Annotated in this window: 13 protein-coding genes; 12 read left to right on the top strand and 1 reads right to left on the bottom strand. The window is 68.9% G+C overall.

The window, feature by feature from the left end:
- Positions 1-19 precede the first annotated feature (19 nt).
- Positions 20-1,909 carry a translation factor GTPase family protein gene (locus LCL61_RS34590; RefSeq protein WP_340683638.1) on the bottom strand — a complete coding sequence of 630 codons (1,890 nt, stop codon included), beginning with the start codon at positions 1,907-1,909 and terminating at the stop codon, positions 20-22.
- A gap of 259 nt (positions 1,910-2,168) precedes the next feature.
- On the opposite strand from LCL61_RS34590, the gene LCL61_RS34585 reads away from it, so the two are divergent.
- The 12 genes from LCL61_RS34585 to LCL61_RS34530 all read left to right on the top strand — a co-directional run bounded on the left by LCL61_RS34585 (position 2,169) and on the right by LCL61_RS34530 (position 16,792).
- The gene (locus tag LCL61_RS34585; RefSeq protein WP_340683637.1) at positions 2,169-5,801 is read left to right on the top strand and encodes a discoidin domain-containing protein; all 3,633 of its coding nucleotides are present in this window, start codon (positions 2,169-2,171) and stop codon (positions 5,799-5,801) included.
- 88 nt (positions 5,802-5,889) lie between these two features.
- A complete protein-coding gene (locus LCL61_RS34580) occupies positions 5,890-6,816 on the top strand; it encodes an NAD(P)/FAD-dependent oxidoreductase (RefSeq protein ID WP_340683636.1) in 927 nt (308 codons plus the stop codon).
- Between the two features lie 29 nt (positions 6,817-6,845).
- Positions 6,846-7,445 carry a TetR/AcrR family transcriptional regulator gene (locus LCL61_RS34575; RefSeq protein WP_340683635.1) on the top strand — a complete coding sequence of 200 codons (600 nt, stop codon included), beginning with the start codon at positions 6,846-6,848 and terminating at the stop codon, positions 7,443-7,445.
- Complete coding sequence (locus tag LCL61_RS34570; protein ID WP_340683634.1) at positions 7,435-8,316, top strand: crotonase/enoyl-CoA hydratase family protein; 882 nt, start codon at positions 7,435-7,437, stop codon at positions 8,314-8,316. The genes LCL61_RS34575 and LCL61_RS34570 overlap by 11 nt, the downstream gene beginning before the upstream one ends.
- A complete protein-coding gene (locus tag LCL61_RS34565; RefSeq protein ID WP_340683633.1) occupies positions 8,313-9,203 on the top strand; it encodes a diiron oxygenase in 891 nt (296 codons plus the stop codon). Before LCL61_RS34570 ends, LCL61_RS34565 begins: the two co-directional genes overlap by 4 nt.
- A 16-nt stretch (positions 9,204-9,219) precedes the next feature.
- Positions 9,220-9,465 (top strand): hypothetical protein, encoded by a 246-nt coding sequence (locus LCL61_RS34560; RefSeq protein WP_340683632.1) that lies wholly within the window; start codon positions 9,220-9,222, stop codon positions 9,463-9,465.
- A 794-nt stretch (positions 9,466-10,259) separates the two neighbouring features.
- Entirely contained in the window at positions 10,260-10,430 is a 171-nt protein-coding gene (locus LCL61_RS34555) for a hypothetical protein (RefSeq protein ID WP_158509147.1), read from the top strand.
- Between the two features lie 481 nt (positions 10,431-10,911).
- Positions 10,912-12,375: a hypothetical protein gene (locus LCL61_RS34550; RefSeq protein WP_340683631.1), complete on the top strand. Its 1,464-nt coding sequence runs from the start codon at positions 10,912-10,914 to the stop codon at positions 12,373-12,375.
- Positions 12,372-12,590: an actinodefensin-associated protein B gene (gene adfB, locus LCL61_RS34545; RefSeq protein ID WP_340683630.1), complete on the top strand. Its 219-nt coding sequence runs from the start codon at positions 12,372-12,374 to the stop codon at positions 12,588-12,590. Before LCL61_RS34550 ends, adfB begins: the two co-directional genes overlap by 4 nt.
- Positions 12,587-13,372 (top strand): hypothetical protein, encoded by a 786-nt coding sequence (locus tag LCL61_RS34540; RefSeq protein ID WP_340683629.1) that lies wholly within the window; start codon positions 12,587-12,589, stop codon positions 13,370-13,372. Before adfB ends, LCL61_RS34540 begins: the two co-directional genes overlap by 4 nt.
- Entirely contained in the window at positions 13,362-14,981 is a 1,620-nt protein-coding gene (locus LCL61_RS34535; RefSeq protein ID WP_340683628.1) for an alpha/beta hydrolase family protein, read from the top strand. Before LCL61_RS34540 ends, LCL61_RS34535 begins: the two co-directional genes overlap by 11 nt.
- A complete protein-coding gene (locus LCL61_RS34530; protein ID WP_340683627.1) occupies positions 14,978-16,792 on the top strand; it encodes an ABC transporter ATP-binding protein in 1,815 nt (604 codons plus the stop codon). The genes LCL61_RS34535 and LCL61_RS34530 overlap by 4 nt, the downstream gene beginning before the upstream one ends.
- Positions 16,793-16,804 lie beyond the last annotated feature (12 nt).

The following is a 16,804-nucleotide window of genomic DNA, read 5'->3' as shown; positions in this document are numbered from 1 at the left end:
AAGAACGTACTCGTTCCGGCTAGCCGGGCATTGGCCGATTCGGGCTAACCCGGGGCCGGTAGCCCGCCGGTTCGGTGGTCATCAGGCCTTCGCCGTGCGTGAGCCCGGGCAGGTGCTGCTCGAACCGGGCGACCTCGCCCAGCGGGAGCAGACCCGTCAGCTCGGCCCGGTCGCCGCGCACCACCGAGCCGGTGACGGTCCCGTCGCCTTCGACCAGCCGGGAAAGCGTCGTGGTCACCGAGTCGGCAGGCAGTTCCACCTCGACCCGGCTGACCGGTTCGAGCACCTCGGTCCCCGCGTCCCGCAGCGCCTCTTCCAGCACGAACGGGGTGACCTTGCGGAAATCGCCCGCCGCGCTGACCGGGCTGAAGTAACCGGTATGGGTGACGGTCACCACGCAGTCGATCACCTCCCTGCCGGACGGGCCCCGCCGCAGTGTCGCGTCGACGGTCTCCTCGATGGCCTTGTGGAAGGCGAGCGGGAGGGAGCCGAGTTCGACTTCGAGGCCGAAGGTCAGGCCCGATCCAGGGGCGCCGGGGCCGACCCGCAGCCCGACCGTGGCGAAGTACGGATTCCGCTTCTCCGTGATGAACCACACCGAATGCCCCGTGCCGGTCGGCCGTTCGACGCACACCGGCCGGGTGAGGCTGAAGCCGACGTCGAGGCCGTGCTGAGTGGCGATTGTCTCCGCGATGATCTCCTTCTGCACTTCGCCGTAGAGCCGCACCGAGATCCGGCGGGTCTCGTCGTCCTGCCGGACGGTGATCAGCGGATCCTGCTCAGCCAGCTCCTGCAGGGCGGTGAACACCGCCGCCGTCTCGGCGGGTTCGGCCGGGAGGACCACGGTTTCCAAGGCAGGCGGCGGAAACTGCGTGGACGCGCGCTCTTCTTCGGGGACACCGACGAGGTCGCCGATCCGGATCTCCTTGAGCCCGGTGACCTTGGCGATCTGCCCGGCCCGCGCGCGGCCCTCGACGGTCTCGTCGCCGAGTTCGAAGACGCGCACCGCGCTCACCTTCGCCTCCGCCGTGAACGTCCCGCCCGGCCGGTGGAACCGGACGTGGTCCCGTGCGCCGAGCTCGCCGGAGAACACGCGGACATAAGCGATCTTTTCGTGTGCGCGGCCGCGTTCGATCTTGAACACCGCGGCGCGCAACCGGTCGTCGGTCACGGGTTTCCCAGCTCCTGCAAGGAACTCGCGGATACCCGAAGTCAGCTCGGCGATCCCTTCGCCGCTGCGTGCGGAGCCGAAGTAGACAGGGGAGACGACGCCGAGCCGGGTCTGGCGGACGATCTCGTCCTGGTAGTCCCCGGCCGTCAAAGTGTCTTCGAGATACGCGGTGAGAAAGGCGTCGCTGTGCTCGGCGAGCTGCTCGGCCTGCCCGGACGACGGCGAGAGCGGCCGGACCTTCGCGGTCGTCATACCGATGCTGTCGACTTCGGACATCGGCACGCAGGCGACGCCGAGGCGCTCGGCGAGGTCGGCGAGGAGGCCGTCGTGGCGGGCGCCCGCCCGGTCGATCTTGTTGGCGAAGATCAGCACGGGGATCCGCAGCCGCTTGAGCGCGCGCATGAGCACCTGGGTCTGTGCCTGCACGCCCTCGACGGCGGACACGACGAGGACGACACCGTCGAGCACCCGCAGCGCGCGTTCGACCTCGGCGATGAAGTCCGGGTGGCCGGGGGTGTCGATCAGGTTGACGCGCAGGTCGCCGACGCGGAAGGCCACGACGGCCGAGCGGATGGTGATGCCGCGACGGCGTTCCAGGTCCATCGTGTCGGTGCGGGTGTCCCCGGCGTCGACGCGGCCGAGGGTGCCGATGGCACCGGTGTGATGGAGCAGGCGCTCCGTCAGGCTCGTCTTACCGGCGTCGACGTGGGCGAGGATTCCGAGGTTCAGGTACTCCATGGATGAACGGCTCCAGGGCTGTCGAAAGGTCCATACGGCTCGGGGACTCGACAGCTCGGCGCACGCCGTTCTCCTTCTTTCCGGGAAAGCACCTGGTCGGGCCGGACGTTAGCAGCGTGTTTCCGGCCGGTCACGCGATTTAGTCCCGGCCGTTGACTTGCGGCGCCCCATGGGCTGTAATTCTTGAACATTTAAGCGCAAGAACATGACAAGAGTCAGGAAGATTCCGCTCAGTCCCCTCCTGGAACAGAGGAATGTCATGAGAACGAGGCGCCTTCTGACGTACGCCGCCCTGTCCCTTCTGCTGGCCCCACCCGCCGTAGCCGCGAGCGAAGCTCCAACGAACCTCGCGACTCCTGCCGCCGCCGAAGCCGCCGACGCGACGTACACCGCCAGCAGCCAGCTGGCCGGCTACGCCGTTTCGAACATCGGGGATGGCAACCAAGCCACCTACTGGGAAAGCACGAACAGCCAGTTCCCGCAATGGATCCAGGCCGACCTCGGCGCGGCCACGACCATCGCCCGGCTCGTGCTCAAACTGCCGTCGGGCTGGGAAGCCCGCANCCTCGGCGCGGCCACGACCATCGCCCGGCTCGTGCTCAAACTGCCGTCGGGCTGGGAAGCCCGCACGCAGACCTTCTCGGTGCAGGGCAGCGCGAACGGCACGAGCTTCAGCGATCTCGTGCCGTCGGACGGGCACCGGTTCGACCCCGCGACCGGCAACACGGTCACCCTCGACGTCACCGGGAACATCCGGTTCGTACGGCTGAACATCACCGCCAACACCGGCTGGCCCGCGGCCCAGCTCTCGGAGTTCGAAGTGCACGGTCCCGCGGGCGGGGACACGCAGCCGCCGTCCGCGCCGGGGAATCTCTCCTACACCGAGCCGTCGAGCGGCGAGATCCGGCTCACGTGGTCGGCGTCGACCGACAACACCGGAGTCACGGGTTACGACGTGTACGCGAACGGGCAGCTGCGCGGCGGCGTCACCGGGGACGTCCTGACCTACACCGACGACCAGCCGGAGAGCGCGACGGTCGCCTATTCCGTGCGTGCCCGCGACGCGGCGGGCAACCAGTCGCCGAGCAGCGGCACGGTGACGAGGACCGGTACGCGGGCAGGGACGAATCTCGCGCTGGGCAAGCCGATCACGGCGTCTTCGGTGCAGCACGGTTATGTCGCGGCCAACGCCAACGACGACTCCGTGACCACCTATTGGGAGGGCGCGGCGTACCCGAACCTGCTCACCGTCGCGCTCGGGTCCAACGCCGACCTCGACCGGATCGTCGTCAAGCTCAACCCCGATCCCGTGTGGGCACAGCGCACGCAGACGATCGCCGTCGAAGGGCGTGACCAGGGTGCGGCCGCGTTCACCACATTGGTGCCCGCGCAGACGTACACCTTCACTCCCGCGAGCGGCAACATCGTGACGATCCCGGCCGGTGGCCGCGCCGCCGACGTCCGCCTGCGGATCACCGCCAACTCCGGAGCCCCCGGCGGTCAGGCCGCGGAGTTCCAGGTCTTCGGTGTTCCCGCGCCGAACCCCGACCTGACGGTCTCGGGGGTGTCCTGGTCGCCTCGGAACCCGGTGGAGACCGACGCGATCACCGTGTCGGCGACCGTCCGCAACGCCGGAACGGCGGCCTCGGGGGCGACGAACGTGAACCTTTACCTGGGCACGGCGAAGGCCGGTACCGCGCAGGTCGGCGCGCTCGCGGCCGGAGCGTCCGCGACGGTGTCGGCGGACATCGGCACCAGGGAGACGGGCAGCCATCAGCTCACCGCGAAGGTCGACGAGGCCAACTCCGTCGTCGAGCAGGACGAGAGCAACAACTCCTACACCGGCGCGACGGCGCTCGTCGTCAGCCCGGTGGCCAGCTCAGACCTCGTCGCGGCCACCGCGTGGTCGCCGAACAACCCCACGGCGGGTGACACCGTGACCTTCTCCGCGACGATGCGCAACCAGGGAACGGTCGCTTCGGCGGGCGGCGCGCACGGCGTCACGGTGACGATCACCGACCAGAACGGCGCCGTCGTCAAGACGCTCACCGGCTCGTACACCGGCGCGATCCCGGCCGGGGCCACCGCGCCGCCGGTGAACGTCGGCACCTGGACGGCCGGGAACGGCCGGTACACGGTCAAGACCGTCGTCGCGAACGACGCCAACGAGCTGCCCGCCAAACAGGGCAACAACACCGGCACGCAAGCGCTGTTCGTCGGCCGCGGCGCGAACATGCCTTACGACATGTACGAGGCCGAAGACGGTGTGGTCGCCGGCGGCGCGTCCGTGATCGGCCCGAACCGGAAGATCGGCGATCTCGCGGGGGAGGCGTCGGGCCGCAAGGCCGTGACGCTGAATTCGACCGGCTCCTCGGTCGAGTTCACCACCCGCGCGGCCACGAACACCTTGGTGACCCGGTTCTCGATGCCGGACGCCGCGGGTGGCGGCGGGCGGAACTCGACGCTGAACGTCTACGTCGACGGCACGTTCCTGAAGGCCATCGACTTGACCTCGCGCCACGCGTGGCTTTACGGTCCCGAAGCCTCTCCGCAGAACTCTCCGGGAGCCGGGCCCGCTCGCCATATCTACGACGAGGCCAGCATGCTGCTCGGCACCACAGTGCCCGCCGGGCACAAGATCAAGCTGCAGAAGGACGACGGCAACGGCTTGAACTACGCCATCGACTTCGTGAACTTCGAGCTGGCCACCGCGGCCGCGAACCCGGACCCCGCGCGCTACGCCGTCCCGGCCGGGTTCACGCAGCAGGACGTGCAGGCCGCGCTGGACAAGGTCCGCCAGGACCCGAACCTCACCGGCGTCTTCCTTCCGCCGGGGCAGTATCCGATGACGAGCAAGGTCACCGTGTACGGCAAGCCGATCACGGTGCTCGGCGCCGGGCCGTGGTTCACGAGGTTCACTGCGCCGGCTGGGCAGGAGAACACCGACATCGGGTTCGACGCGCAGGCGAGCGCGAGCGGTTCGACGTTCGGCGGGTTCGCCGTGTTCGGGAACTACACGTCCCGGATCGACGGTCCCGGCAAGGTCTTCAACTTCACGAACGTCACGAACATGACGATCGACGACATCTGGGTGGAGCACCAGATGTGCCTGCTGTGGGCGACCAATGTGGACAACACGACGGTGAAGAACTCGCGGATCCGCGACATGTTCGCCGACGGGGTCAACTTCACCAACGGCAGCACGGGAAACCGGGTCACCAACAACGAGGCGCGCTCCACCGGTGACGACAGTTTCGCGTTGTTCGCCGCCACGGATCTCAACGCGGGCAACCAGTACGACAACGTGTTCGAGAACCTGACCGTGCTGCTTCCGTGGCGTGCGGCGGGGCTGGCGGTGTACGGCGGATACAGCAATACCTTCCGCAACCTCTACATCGCGGACACGCTGACGTACTCGGGGATCACGATCAGCTCGCTCGACTTCGGCTACCCGTTCCTGGGGTTCGGCCCGCGGCCGACGACCGTCCAGAACGTGTCACTGGTCCGCACCGGTGGCCATTTCTGGGGACAGCAGACGTTCCCCGCGATCTGGATGTTCTCCGCCTCCAAGGAGTTCCGTGGTATCCGGGTGTCCGATGTGGACATCCAGAGCCCGACATACAGTGGCATCATGTTCCAGACCAAGTACACCGGAAGCCGTCCGGAGAACCCGGTCGAGGACACGGTGCTGACGAACGTGTCGATCACCGGCGCGCACCGCAGCGGTGACGAGTTCGACACGAAGTCGGGGATCGGGATCTGGGTCAACGAGCTGCCGGAACCGGGACAGGGCCCGGCCGTCGGCTCGGCGACGTTCACCGGGCTCACCCTGAGCGACAACGCCGAGGACATCCGGAACACGACGAGCACGTTCACCATCGACCGGAATTGAGCGCGTGGCGCCCGCCGGGAGCAGGTTTCCCGGCGGGCGGCCCGGGTATGCGGGTGCTGCCCCGATTCCCGAAGAGAGAGGCCATGCCGTGCGCGATACCGGGTATGACGCGGTGATCATCGGTGCCGGACCCGCCGGGTTGAGCGCCGCGCTGGTGCTCGGCCGGTCCCGGCGCAGCGCGCTGGTGGTCGACGGTGGCGCGGGCCGTAATTCGACGGCCGCGGGGGTGCACGGGCTCTTGGCCTGCGACGGGATGAACCCGGACGCGTTACGGGCCGCCGGTCGCGAGCAGCTGGCGGAGTACCCGGAGATCCGCCTGCGCGAGGGCCGGGTCCGCGCCGTCGATGGCGATCGCGGCGGGTTCACGGTCGTGTTCGAGGACGGCGGTCCGGTGAACGCTCGCCGGATCGTGCTGGCCACCGGGGTGGTCGAGGACCTGCCCGGGATCGCGGGGCTGGCCGAGCGCTGGGGGAAGAGCGTGCTCGGCTGCCCGTATTGCCACGCCTGGGAATTCCGGGGTCGGCCCTTGGCCGTCCTGGCCACCGAGGGGCGGCAGGACGTCGTGTTCGCCGCTCAGCTGACTCGATGGAGCCAGGACGTCACCTTGTGCGCCAACGGTTTCCCCTTGTCCGCAGAGGATGAGGCGCTCCTGCGCAAGCGCGCTGTGCGCGTGCGCCCGGAGCCGGTGCGCGGTGTGGAGGGGCCCGGGGACGAAGCCGAACGGGTCGCGTTCCGCGAAGGCGAGCCGGTGGACTGCGCGGCGGTGTTCGTGCACGCCACCACGCGGCAGGCCGACCCGCTGGCCGGGAAACTGGGCTGCGTGCTCCAGGACGACGGCACCGTGCGGATCGACGACGTCGGATTCACCGGCGTACCGGGTGTCTACGCCGCGGGTGACCTGGCGCGGCGGGAGTCGTGCCCGTCGGGCATGACGTTCGTGGTGACCGCGGCCGCCATGGGGTTCGTGACGGCCACCGCGGTGGATCACGAACTGTTCCGGGAAGAGCTGGACTGAAGAGCGGAATCCGTGCTTCACTCCTTGCCATGCCGTACCGCCGGACACCGAAGACACAGGCCAGGCTGGACTCGCAGCGAGGAGAGATCCTGGCCGCGGCCATCGCGCTGCTGGCCGAGACCGGTTACGCGGGCTGCTCCATGGCCGCTGTCGCCGCGCGGGCGGGCGTCGGCACAGGCAGCGTGTACCGGCAGTTCCCGTCGAAGGCCGACCTCGTCGTCGAAGTCTTCCGCGAGGTGGTCTCCCGGGAGGTCGACGCCGTCGAGGCCGCCGCGTCCCAGGGCGACGTCCGCGAGCGCGTGGTCGCCGTCATCGAGACCTTCGCCGGGCGGGCGTTGAAGGCGCCGAGGCTGGCGTACGCGCTGCTAGCCGAGCCGGTCGACGCCGTGGTGGAGGCCGAGCGCCTGGTGTTCCGCCGCGCGTTCCGCGAGGTCATCGCCAGGAACATCGCCGACGGCGTGGCGAGGGGACTGCTGCCTCCGCAGGACGCGGAAGCGACCGCCGCGGCGCTGGTCGGCGCGGGCGCGGAAATGCTGGTCGGCCCCTTGGCCGGGGAAAGCGGACCGGACACGATCCCGCAGCTGGTCACGTTCACCCTTCGTGCGCTGGGAGGTTCCGATGGCGTTTGAGACGCTCACGTACCGCGTCGAAGACCGGAAGGCCTACCTGACGTTGAACCGCCCCGAGCGGCTCAACGCGATCAACGACGTCATGCCGCGCGAGATCCGCCAAGCCGTGGAGCTGGCGAACGAAGACGACGCGGTCCGGGTGATCGTGGTGCGCGGCGAGGGCCGGTCGTTCTGTGCCGGATACGACCTCAAGCAGTTCGCCGAGGACGACGCCGAAGGCCGCTGGAACCAGGGCCCGGTCTGGGATCCGGTCAAGGACTACCGGGTGATGAAGCGCAACACCGACGACTTCTTCAGCCTGTGGCGATCGCTGAAACCCACCGTCTGCCAGGTGCAGGGACACGCGATCGCCGGCGGCAGCGACATCGCGCTGTCGTGCGACGTGCTGATCATGGCGACCGACGCGCGCATCGGCTATCCGCCCGCGCGGGTGTGGGGCTGCCCGACGACCGCGATGTGGGTCTACCGCGTCGGCGCTCAGCGGGCGAAGCGGATGCTGCTCACCGGCGACACCATCGACGGCGCCACCGCGGCGGAATGGGGACTCGCGCTCGAGGCGGTGGAACCCGGACGGCTCGAAGCGGCAGTCGAGGCACTGGCCGACCGGATGGCGGGCGTGCCGACGAACCAGCTGGTGATGCAGAAACTGATGATCAACCAGGCCTACGACAACATGGGCCTTTCCGGCACCCAGACGCTCGCGACGCTTTTCGACGGCATCACCCGGCACAGCCCCGAAGGCCGCTGGTTCCGGGAGTTCGCCGAACGCGATGGTTTCCACGAGGCGGTGGCCTACCGCGATTCCGGGCAGGTCATCCCGGACGGCGGCGGACCGCTGCCCGAGCACAAGGATCCGAGGAGGTCGTCATGACCGCGAACACCGAAAGCGAACGCGTCGCCGAGCGCCTGCAGCGCTCCTCCGCGCGGCTCTCCTACGACCCGGACGTCGACGTCGACTGGCTCGCGCCGCTCGTCGACGGGGCGTACGGCAAGGCGCCGGAGCGATGTTCCCTGTACGGCACGGAGTTGTGGGAACGTCTCGACGAAGACCAGCGCGCCGAGCTGAGCCGTCAGGAGGCCGCGGCCGCGGCGGCGTCGGGTATCTGGTTCGAGCTGATCCTCATGCAAGGCCTCGTGCGCCACGTCTACAACAGCGACCCGACGACGCACAACGCCCAGTACGCGCTCACCGAGATCGCCGACGAATGCCGTCACAGCACCATGTTCGCGCGCTCGATCGAGAAGAGCGGCGGCGTCGTCCGGCGCCCGAGCCGCACGGCGCACCGCGCGGGCAAGGTGTTCGGCGCTATCTGCGGCCCGGCGCTGCTGTTCGCCGGCGCCATCTACGTCGAGGAACTCGCCGACGGCATGCAACGCGAGATGATGCGCGACGACAACCTGCAGCCGATGATCCGGATGATCTCGCGTATCCACGTCATCGAAGAGGCACGGCACATCAGCTTCGCCAAGGACGAACTGAGCCGGGCCTGGGCGCGTCACGGCCGCGTCGGCCGCGAACTGATCCGCTGGGCGATCGCCGGGATGGCCTACGTCGCGACGTCGGAGTTGTTGCACCCCAAGGCATACACCTCCGTCGGACTCGACCCCCGCGAAGCCCGCCAGGCCGCCGCCGCGAACCCGCACTGGCGCCGGACCAAGGCGGCGTGGGCAGCCAAGGCCGTCGAACACTTCACCGAGATCGGCCTCATCGGTGGCCCCAGCCGTCGTCTTTGGCGCCGCGCCGGCGTCCTCGACTGAACAAGGAAGGCACTCCATGTCCAAGCTCCTCGGCCTCGGCATCGCCGCGACCGGCCTCGCCCACTTCGCCGCCCCGGCGGCCTTCGAACCCGTGACGAAGATGGCCTTCGCCGACGACGTCCGCAACTGGACCTACCGCAACGGCGCCACCGAACTCGCCATCGGCCTGGCGATCGCGGCCCGCCCCACACGGAAGGCCGGGTTCGCGGGTCTGGCCGTCTACGCGGGCTGGCTGGGCAAGCGCGTCCTCACCCGGCGCTAGTCAGGCGTCGAGGCACCACGCGGGCTTCGCCGACGAAGTCCGCGTGGTGCTGGGAGGCCGCCAGTGCTTGGTGCTTGGCGGCGAAACGAATAATTCGTCCACAGTGGACTATCGAGTCCGGCTCCTCGCGCCGTCGCCGGTGGCTCGCGCAAGGGAACACCCTCCGGGTGCGACGCGATCTTCCGCCGATGAGCCCGGATCACGGAGCGCGGCGACGAGTGGACGCTCAGTGACTTTGCTCCAAGCAGGTGAACTCTTCACCGGATAGTTGCCTGCTCGCGGAGCCGGTCAATACGGTCAAGATCGCGGACGGACCTCGGGGGTCGGCGTTCCGTGTCATACGCTTTCCGCGGAGACTGTCGCGGCGGGCGTTCCTTTTATTTTCCGATCACGCAAAGCGCGCATTCTGTCGTAATGCCTGCGCTGAAGATCGGTACAACGACTCTGTTGCGGGTGCCAATCCCGCGTGCTAGCTTGAATCGAGACGTACTGGGGAAGCAAGCCGGGGAATTCACCGGTCGGAAAACAAAGAATTACTGGGGAAGCAAGCACGAGCGCCGTCGGGCGCTCGTGTGCAGTGCTCGCCGATACTGGGGAAGGCGCGCCACAATGACGAACTGGGGATCTTTCATGCCCATGCACGCCTTGTCCGAAGGTGTGTCCGGGTAAGCACGGCTATCGCCGACATATTCGCGTTTCGCACTGTCTCGTGTGCGCACGTTCCGAACTCTATTCGGCGTGCCCTGAAAACTTGGGGTCCGACCGTCGGTACCTCATGTGAAAAGGAGGAAATAATGCCCAAGGTGACTATCAGTGCCAAGCTCGGCGACGGAATGCTCCAGCACCTCTACGCGGAGCCGACCGTGGTCGAGGAGGCCTGTGGCATGCCGGGTGACGGTTGTGCCTGGGACTCGCAGTGCTGCCCCGGCCACCTGTGCAACTGGTTCCACTGCCAGCAGATCTGAGCCGGTCGAGCCTGACGTGAGTTGACGGGGGGCGCGGGTCTCGGGTCCGCGCCCCCTCTCCCGGACGTACCGTGACGGAAAGATGAAGGCAGTGAGAGTAAAAGAAGCAGGGCGGCGGGCAGGAGAATTCGTCGAATCCGTCCGTGATCCGGCGGGTGGGTATCGTATCGAGCGCTGGCCCGCTCTCGAGGGACGCCGCGCCGGACGTTTCGACCTCACCCGGGCCGTCGCCCGATTGCGTACTTATCAGCGGAAGAGATTCGGCTTTCTCGACCCCGTCGACGACGCCCTTTTCCTCACCGCCGGACTGCGTGCCATGGGTGCGCCCGCGTCGTTCAATCTCGGTCGCGAGATAGTCCCGGCGAGGGCTCCTGCCAGTTTCTTCGCGTGGGTTTCCTGCGAAGAGGCCGTGGTCAGCACCTCTGTCCCGGTTCGCGAAGAGTATGTCGTCGTTTTCCAGTCGAACGGGGGTGAGTAGGCCATGCTGAGGCAAATAGAGCTGGACGACGGGAAAATCGTCTGCCGTGGCGGGGATATCGATCCGCGGGCCGGCCTGACCGTGCGTTCCACCGCCTCCGAATTCGAGATCGGCCGACCGGAACCGACGTCGCGGGAGATCTTCTACCGGATCGGCGCCGGCCGCATCGAATTCAGCGAAGATGTCGAGGCATTCCGAGCGCGATCCGACGCCGCTCTCGACCACGGACGGCTCCTCGCCCTCGTCGAGGGCTTGCCCGAACCTCCCGACGGCAGTCCGATGGCGGGCGTGTACCGCCTCACGGTCGGTTCGTACCTGACCCTGGGCGTCGACGGCGTTTCCGTCAGGCAGCGGAGATCCGATGTCGTGCCCTCCCGTAAGCCGCTGCACAAAGCCGTCACCGGATACCTCGAGGGACTCGGCGGGGATTACGGGATCGCCTTCAGCGGCGGCCTGTCCTCGACGTTCCTCGCGACCTGCGCGCGTGCCGCCGGCCACACGCCCGTGCTCTTCCACGCCGGCGGCGCTCCCCGGCCGCCGTTCCCGGCGCCCGCCGGGCAGCGGATCGAGCACGTTCCCTGTGATCTGGCCGAGGTACTCGATCAGGACACGATCACCGGGGAGGAAGTGGCTCCGCCCACCCCGGAACTGGCGATGCGCCGCCATCTGGTCGATCGCCTCACGGGTTTCGCGCGGCGTCCGCTCGTGCTGGGGTCGCTGCTGGAAAGCCTGGTCACGACGACGCTTTCCGAGGTCGAGGTCGGTCGCGGTGGACGGCATCTGCTGGCCTGCGAACCTTTCCACACCACCGGTGTGCTCCCCGACGTCGCCGCCGCGCTCGCCGCGCTCAAGACCCGGGGCGCCAACGCCGCGGCCGCCCGTGCGGCCGAGGAGCAACCGGGTCTCACCGCTCCCGCCACCGGTCACGGCGGGCACGGTCTGCCGGGGCTCACCGAAGAAGGACGGGAAGCGCTCAAGTCCGCACAGCTGGCGACGGGCGCACTCTGGCGGGCCTACCTGGACCACCTTCCCGCGCCGGTCGGACGGGCACAGGCACGGCTGTGGGAGAACGGGGCGCTGGCCGTGGCGGGAGATCGGACGATCGTCCCCGGTCTCGACGCGGGGGTACTGGCGTCGGTCGCGGGTTACGACTCGCGGCGCCTCGGCCATATCCGTGACGGTCTCTTCGTCAACCAGGTCCCGATGCGCGAGGCGCTCGCGAAAGGCACCGGGCCCGTGCGCGAGGTGTCTTCGGCGTTCGCCCTGCGTGCCGCCGCGGCCCGGCACCTGCGTCGCGAGCGCAAGAAGGTCGCCATCGAACTCTCGAACGGCAGCGTGCTCGCCGACCTGGGACTGCTCGACATCCGGCCGGTGCTCCGGATCCTCGACGACGCCGTGCTGACCGCGGACCGCGCGCCGATGCTGTTGCGCCTGACCTGGCTGGAGAGGTGGCTGAGGAAGCGATGACCTACGAACTCGCCGAAGGGGTCGTGTTCACCCGGCTCCCGTTCGGGGGTGGTGTGCTGGTCGAAGGCGCCACCTTGGCACTCGCCGAATGCACCGAATCCCAGGCCGTGGTGGTCCAGGACCTGCTGGGCTCGCCGGAGACGAAGCCGGAGGACGGCTTCGCCCGTGACCTGCTCGAATCGGGCTGGCTGGTCGAACGAAAGGACGTCCGTTGATCTCCGCACTGGGCCAGGCCGTGTTCGGTCTGCTGGCCGCGCCCCTGGTGGTCGCCGGTCTCTCCAAACTGTTCGTGCCCGCCGCCGAACTGTCGTGGCCGTACGGTTCCCGTCTCCTCGCCGCCCCGCACGGACCCCGGCTCGTCGGCGTGGGAGAGATCGGCGCCGCGGCCTTGATCATCGCGCTGCCCGGCGGTTTCGCCGCCTTGGTGGGGCTGGTCTCCTACACCGTGCTCGCCGTGGTGGCCTATCAGTTGCGCGGGCAGAAGTGCGCCTGTTTCGGAGCCGCGCGCCTCGCCTCCGTCGGCAGCGCGCATATCGGCGCGAACCTGGCGGGCGCGGTCGTCTCGGCCGCCGCTTTGCCCTTCCTCGCCGAACCTTCGCCGCTGCCGCGGCTCGCGGGCTGCGTCGCCGGTTCGGCGGTGCTCGTCGTCGTGCTGCGTCACTGGGACCGGCGGGCGGCCGAGGGCGACGGCGCCCCACCGTGCCTGGAACCCGTCTTCGGGGTGCGTCTCTACGTTTCCGGCTCGTGCCCGGCGTGCCGGTCGCTGCACACCCTGATCGACCGGATGGAGCCGGCGCGCCGGGACTCGATCACCACCGTGGTGCTCAACCCCGGCGACGAACGCCCGGCGGGTTTCGAAGGTCTCGGTGTGCCGTCCGCGACCGGCCTCGACGCCGCCGGGGAGCCGGTGTGTTCGGCCGTCGCGGGGATCGGCGACGTCAAGGCGCTCATCGACCGCATCGTGGTGCGCCTCCCCGGAGGGACCCATGCCGGTTAGCCACTCGCTCGACCATCCGCGCGGCGACGGCTCGCTCTCGGTGCGGACGACGCTGCCCGAGTGGCCGAGCCTGGCGGACCACCGGGGCGACCTCGGCGAATGGTGCGGTCTCGAACTCGACCCGCACCTGGTGGGGCTCGCGGTGGATCGCGCCGAACCCCTCTCGGTCGTGGTGCGGTATCCCGACGGTGACGAGTGGCATCCGCCGGTGTCCCGGGCGACCGGCTTCGGGTACGCCTGGCATCCGCGCCTCCCCCTGCTCGCAGGCTTGGCGCACGGTCCCGGCGGGATCCACCCGTGGATCGCGGATTGCGCCGCGCGCACGGTGACCGAGCTGGACGGGATCAGGGTCGCCGCGTCCCTCACGACGTTCGGTAACGCCGCCGGCGCGCCCCTGTGCTGGCTCGACCGCGATCGCCTGCTGGTGCTCTGCCCCGAGAACAGCGAAAAGACCGGGGCGGAGACCCCGGCCGATCCGCTCGTCTACGAAGCCGCCGGCCCCGGCTACGTGTCCTTCGAGCCCGGTATCGAAGCCTTGCTGGCAGCGGTGGGGGCGCGGGCGATCGAACTCGACCTGAACCGCGGCACCGGGCGTCCGTTGCTCCCCGAGGCACTTCTGGTGCGGCACCTCGAGCGGGGGACCGACGGCTCCGTGCTCGTCGACCACGTCTCCGGTCTGCGGCCGAGCGCCCGTGCGGGCACCGGGGCCCGGCGGCTGGCCTGGGCGGTCGGCAGGCTGACCGAAGCGGGCTTGGAGCCGCTGGCACCCAGCACCGGGCTCAGGCCGCCGAGGCCGCGTCCGGTCCGTCCTTCGTGGACTCCCCGGGCCGGGTCCGCGGAACGGGTCGTCACGATTCCGACGGGGTTCCACGACGCGGCGCTGACCGTGTCACCGCCGGGCGAGGTCGACGCGACGGTGCTTTGGCTGCGAGCGACGTCCGGCCCGCTGCGGGCCGAGCCGCCCGCGCCGAACGGGTTCGTGGGGGCGGACTGCCGTCAAGCCGTCCTCGATCTGCCCTTGCATTGGCCCGGTGACGTCACCCTCGGACAGGTACACCGGCAACTGGAGCGCACCATCGGGGAGNTGCATTGGCCCGGTGACGTCACCCTCGGACAGGTACACCGGCAACTGGAGCGCACCATCGGGGAGAGTCTCGAACACCTCGGTGACAGGGTCGTCGTCGCCGGGCACAGCTTCGGGGCCACGCTCGCCCTCTACGCGCTGGCGCACTTCCCCGCCCTCGTGGCGGGTATCGCGCAGAGCGGTTGCTACAACAGGACACGCGTTTGCGGCGGTTTCCAGTACGAGAAACGGCCCTATTGGGCGATTCCCGAGATCTACCACGCCTTCAGCGCGCTCTTGTTCGCCGACCGGATCCGGCGGCCGGTCCTGATCGCGCACGGTCTCGACGACGCCAACCCCGCGACGCATCCCGACCAGGCCGTCGAGTTCTACCAGGGACTCGTCGCCGCCGGGGGAGAAGCCCGACTCGCCTTGTTCCCCCGCGAGGGCCACACTTTCCGCTACCGCGAAACCCATGATCGGCTGCGCCGGATCCAGACCGAATGGCTGGCGAACGTGCTCGAACGAACCCCGGCCGGGCGATGACCGCCGCGAAGGGGCTCTCGGCCAGAAGCCTCGCCGGCACGGCGGTCTTCGCGCTGCGCCTGATCTGGGCGGCCGACCGGAGACGCTTCACCGCGATCCTGGTCCACCAGCTGTTCTCCGCCGCCACCCTCAGCCTCGTGATGCTGTTCACGAAGGAACTGCTGGGCGGCCTCGGCGGAGACGGCCGCGCCGATCTCTGGTCGAACCTGATGCCGCTGCTGATGGCCGCCATGGTGCTGATGTCGATCAACGGTGCCTTCCGTGGCCTCGCCCAGTCGTGGCAGCGCGTTCTCGCGGTCAAGACGGATCGGCACATCCTTTCCCTGGTGCTGCGGTCGACGATGAAGACGGATCTGCTGACCTTCGAGGACCCGGCCTTCTACGACCGTCTCCAACGCGCGGTCTTCGCGTCTCGCGTGCAACCGATCACGCTGGTCTCGTCCGCTGTCGCGATCATCCAGACGTCGTTCAGCCTGATCGCGGTCGGAGCCACCTTCGTGGCCATGACCTGGATCCTGCTCCCGCTGTGCCTGCTCGCGCCGATCCCGTTGATCCGTGCCGCCAAACAGGAACGCGACGCGCGCTACGGGCTCAACGAGACACTCGCCGAGAACCGCCGTGTCCGCGACTACCTCGAACGCCTGCTGACCGGCCGCGACGAGGCGAAGGAGATCCGCGCGTTCGGTATCGGCAAGACGTTGTTCGACCGCTGGGATTCTTGCTACGAAAAGGAAATCGCGGACACGACGGTGGTGCAGCGACGGCATGCCAAGCGCAAGATCGCCGCCAGGCTGGCCGGGGATCTGATCACCGTGGCGATCATCGGCGGCGTCTGGCTCTACGTCGGTTCCGGCGGGATCGACGTCCCCACCGCCATCGCCGCCCTGCTGGGGCTCTTCCTGCTCAACACGCGGGTGCAGTCGATCACCTTCCTGTTCACCGCGCTGGGCGACGTTCTCCTCTACCTGGCGGATCTCCGGCTCTTCGCGGCCGCGCGACCGGCGGAGGCGGCCGAAATACCTCGGCGGGCGTCGTCGGGATCGCTCACCGCCCGCGGCGTCGGCTTCCGTTATCCCGGCGCGTCGGAGCCGACGCTGCGTGGGGTGGACATCGACCTGCCCGCCGGCGGGATAGTCGCCTTGGTGGGCACCAACGGATCGGGAAAGACGACCCTCGCGAAGGTGCTCGCGGGGCTGTACCCGCCGAGCACGGGCACGGTGTCGATCGACGGGGAACCCGTTCTTGAGCCCGAGGTCCTTCGTGATCGTGCGGCGGTGTTGTTCCAGGACTTCGTCAAATACCGGCTGACGGTCACCGACAACATCGAGTTCGGCAGGCCGGGTGCGGAAGATCCGGCGCGGCGGCTGGCCGAAGCCGCGCGCAGCGCCGCCGTCGACACGATCGCCGAGCGTCTCGACCACGGATACGACACGGTGCTCGGCGCGGAGTTCTCGGGCGGAACCGACCTTTCGCTCGGGCAATGGCAACGCCTGGCGCTGGCACGGGCGTTCTACCGCGATTCGCCGTTCGTCATCCTCGACGAGCCGACGGCCTCCCTCGACGCCCAAGCGGAAGCGGAACTGTTCGACAAGCTGCGCGACCTGTTCGAGGGGCGCACGGTCCTCTTCGTCTCGCACCGGATGTCGAACGTGCGCGGGGCGGACCGGATCTACACCTTGGACCGCGGCCGGATCGTCGAATCGGGCGACCACGAAAGCCTGCTCGCCGCGGACGGGATCTACGCGAAGCTGTTCCGCTTGCAGGCGGCCGGATACGAGGAACGCGTGACTACGCAGAGTGAGACCGTCTGAGTGTAGGGTGAT

Source organism: Amycolatopsis coloradensis (assembly GCF_037997115.1).
GTDB lineage: Bacteria > Actinomycetota > Actinomycetes > Mycobacteriales > Pseudonocardiaceae > Amycolatopsis > Amycolatopsis coloradensis_A.
The sequence above is the reverse complement of the archived record's forward strand: the minus strand, read 5'-3'. Positions and strand labels throughout refer to the sequence as shown.

Bases quoted from the DNA above. Each gene is read 5' to 3' on its own strand.
- LCL61_RS34590 (WP_340683638.1), bottom strand. From the start codon at position 1,909: ATGGAGTACCTGAACCTCGGAATCCTCGCCCACGTCGACGCCGGTAAG.
- LCL61_RS34575 (WP_340683635.1), top strand. From the start codon at position 6,846: ATGCCGTACCGCCGGACACCGAAGACACAGGCCAGGCTGGACTCGCAG.
- LCL61_RS34570 (WP_340683634.1), top strand. From the start codon at position 7,435: ATGGCGTTTGAGACGCTCACGTACCGCGTCGAAGACCGGAAGGCCTAC.
- LCL61_RS34565 (WP_340683633.1), top strand. From the start codon at position 8,313: ATGACCGCGAACACCGAAAGCGAACGCGTCGCCGAGCGCCTGCAGCGC.
- LCL61_RS34560 (WP_340683632.1), top strand. From the start codon at position 9,220: ATGTCCAAGCTCCTCGGCCTCGGCATCGCCGCGACCGGCCTCGCCCAC.
- LCL61_RS34555 (WP_158509147.1), top strand. From the start codon at position 10,260: ATGCCCAAGGTGACTATCAGTGCCAAGCTCGGCGACGGAATGCTCCAG.
- LCL61_RS34550 (WP_340683631.1), top strand. From the start codon at position 10,912: ATGCTGAGGCAAATAGAGCTGGACGACGGGAAAATCGTCTGCCGTGGC.
- adfB (WP_340683630.1), top strand. From the start codon at position 12,372: ATGACCTACGAACTCGCCGAAGGGGTCGTGTTCACCCGGCTCCCGTTC.
- LCL61_RS34530 (WP_340683627.1), top strand. From the start codon at position 14,978: ATGACCGCCGCGAAGGGGCTCTCGGCCAGAAGCCTCGCCGGCACGGCG.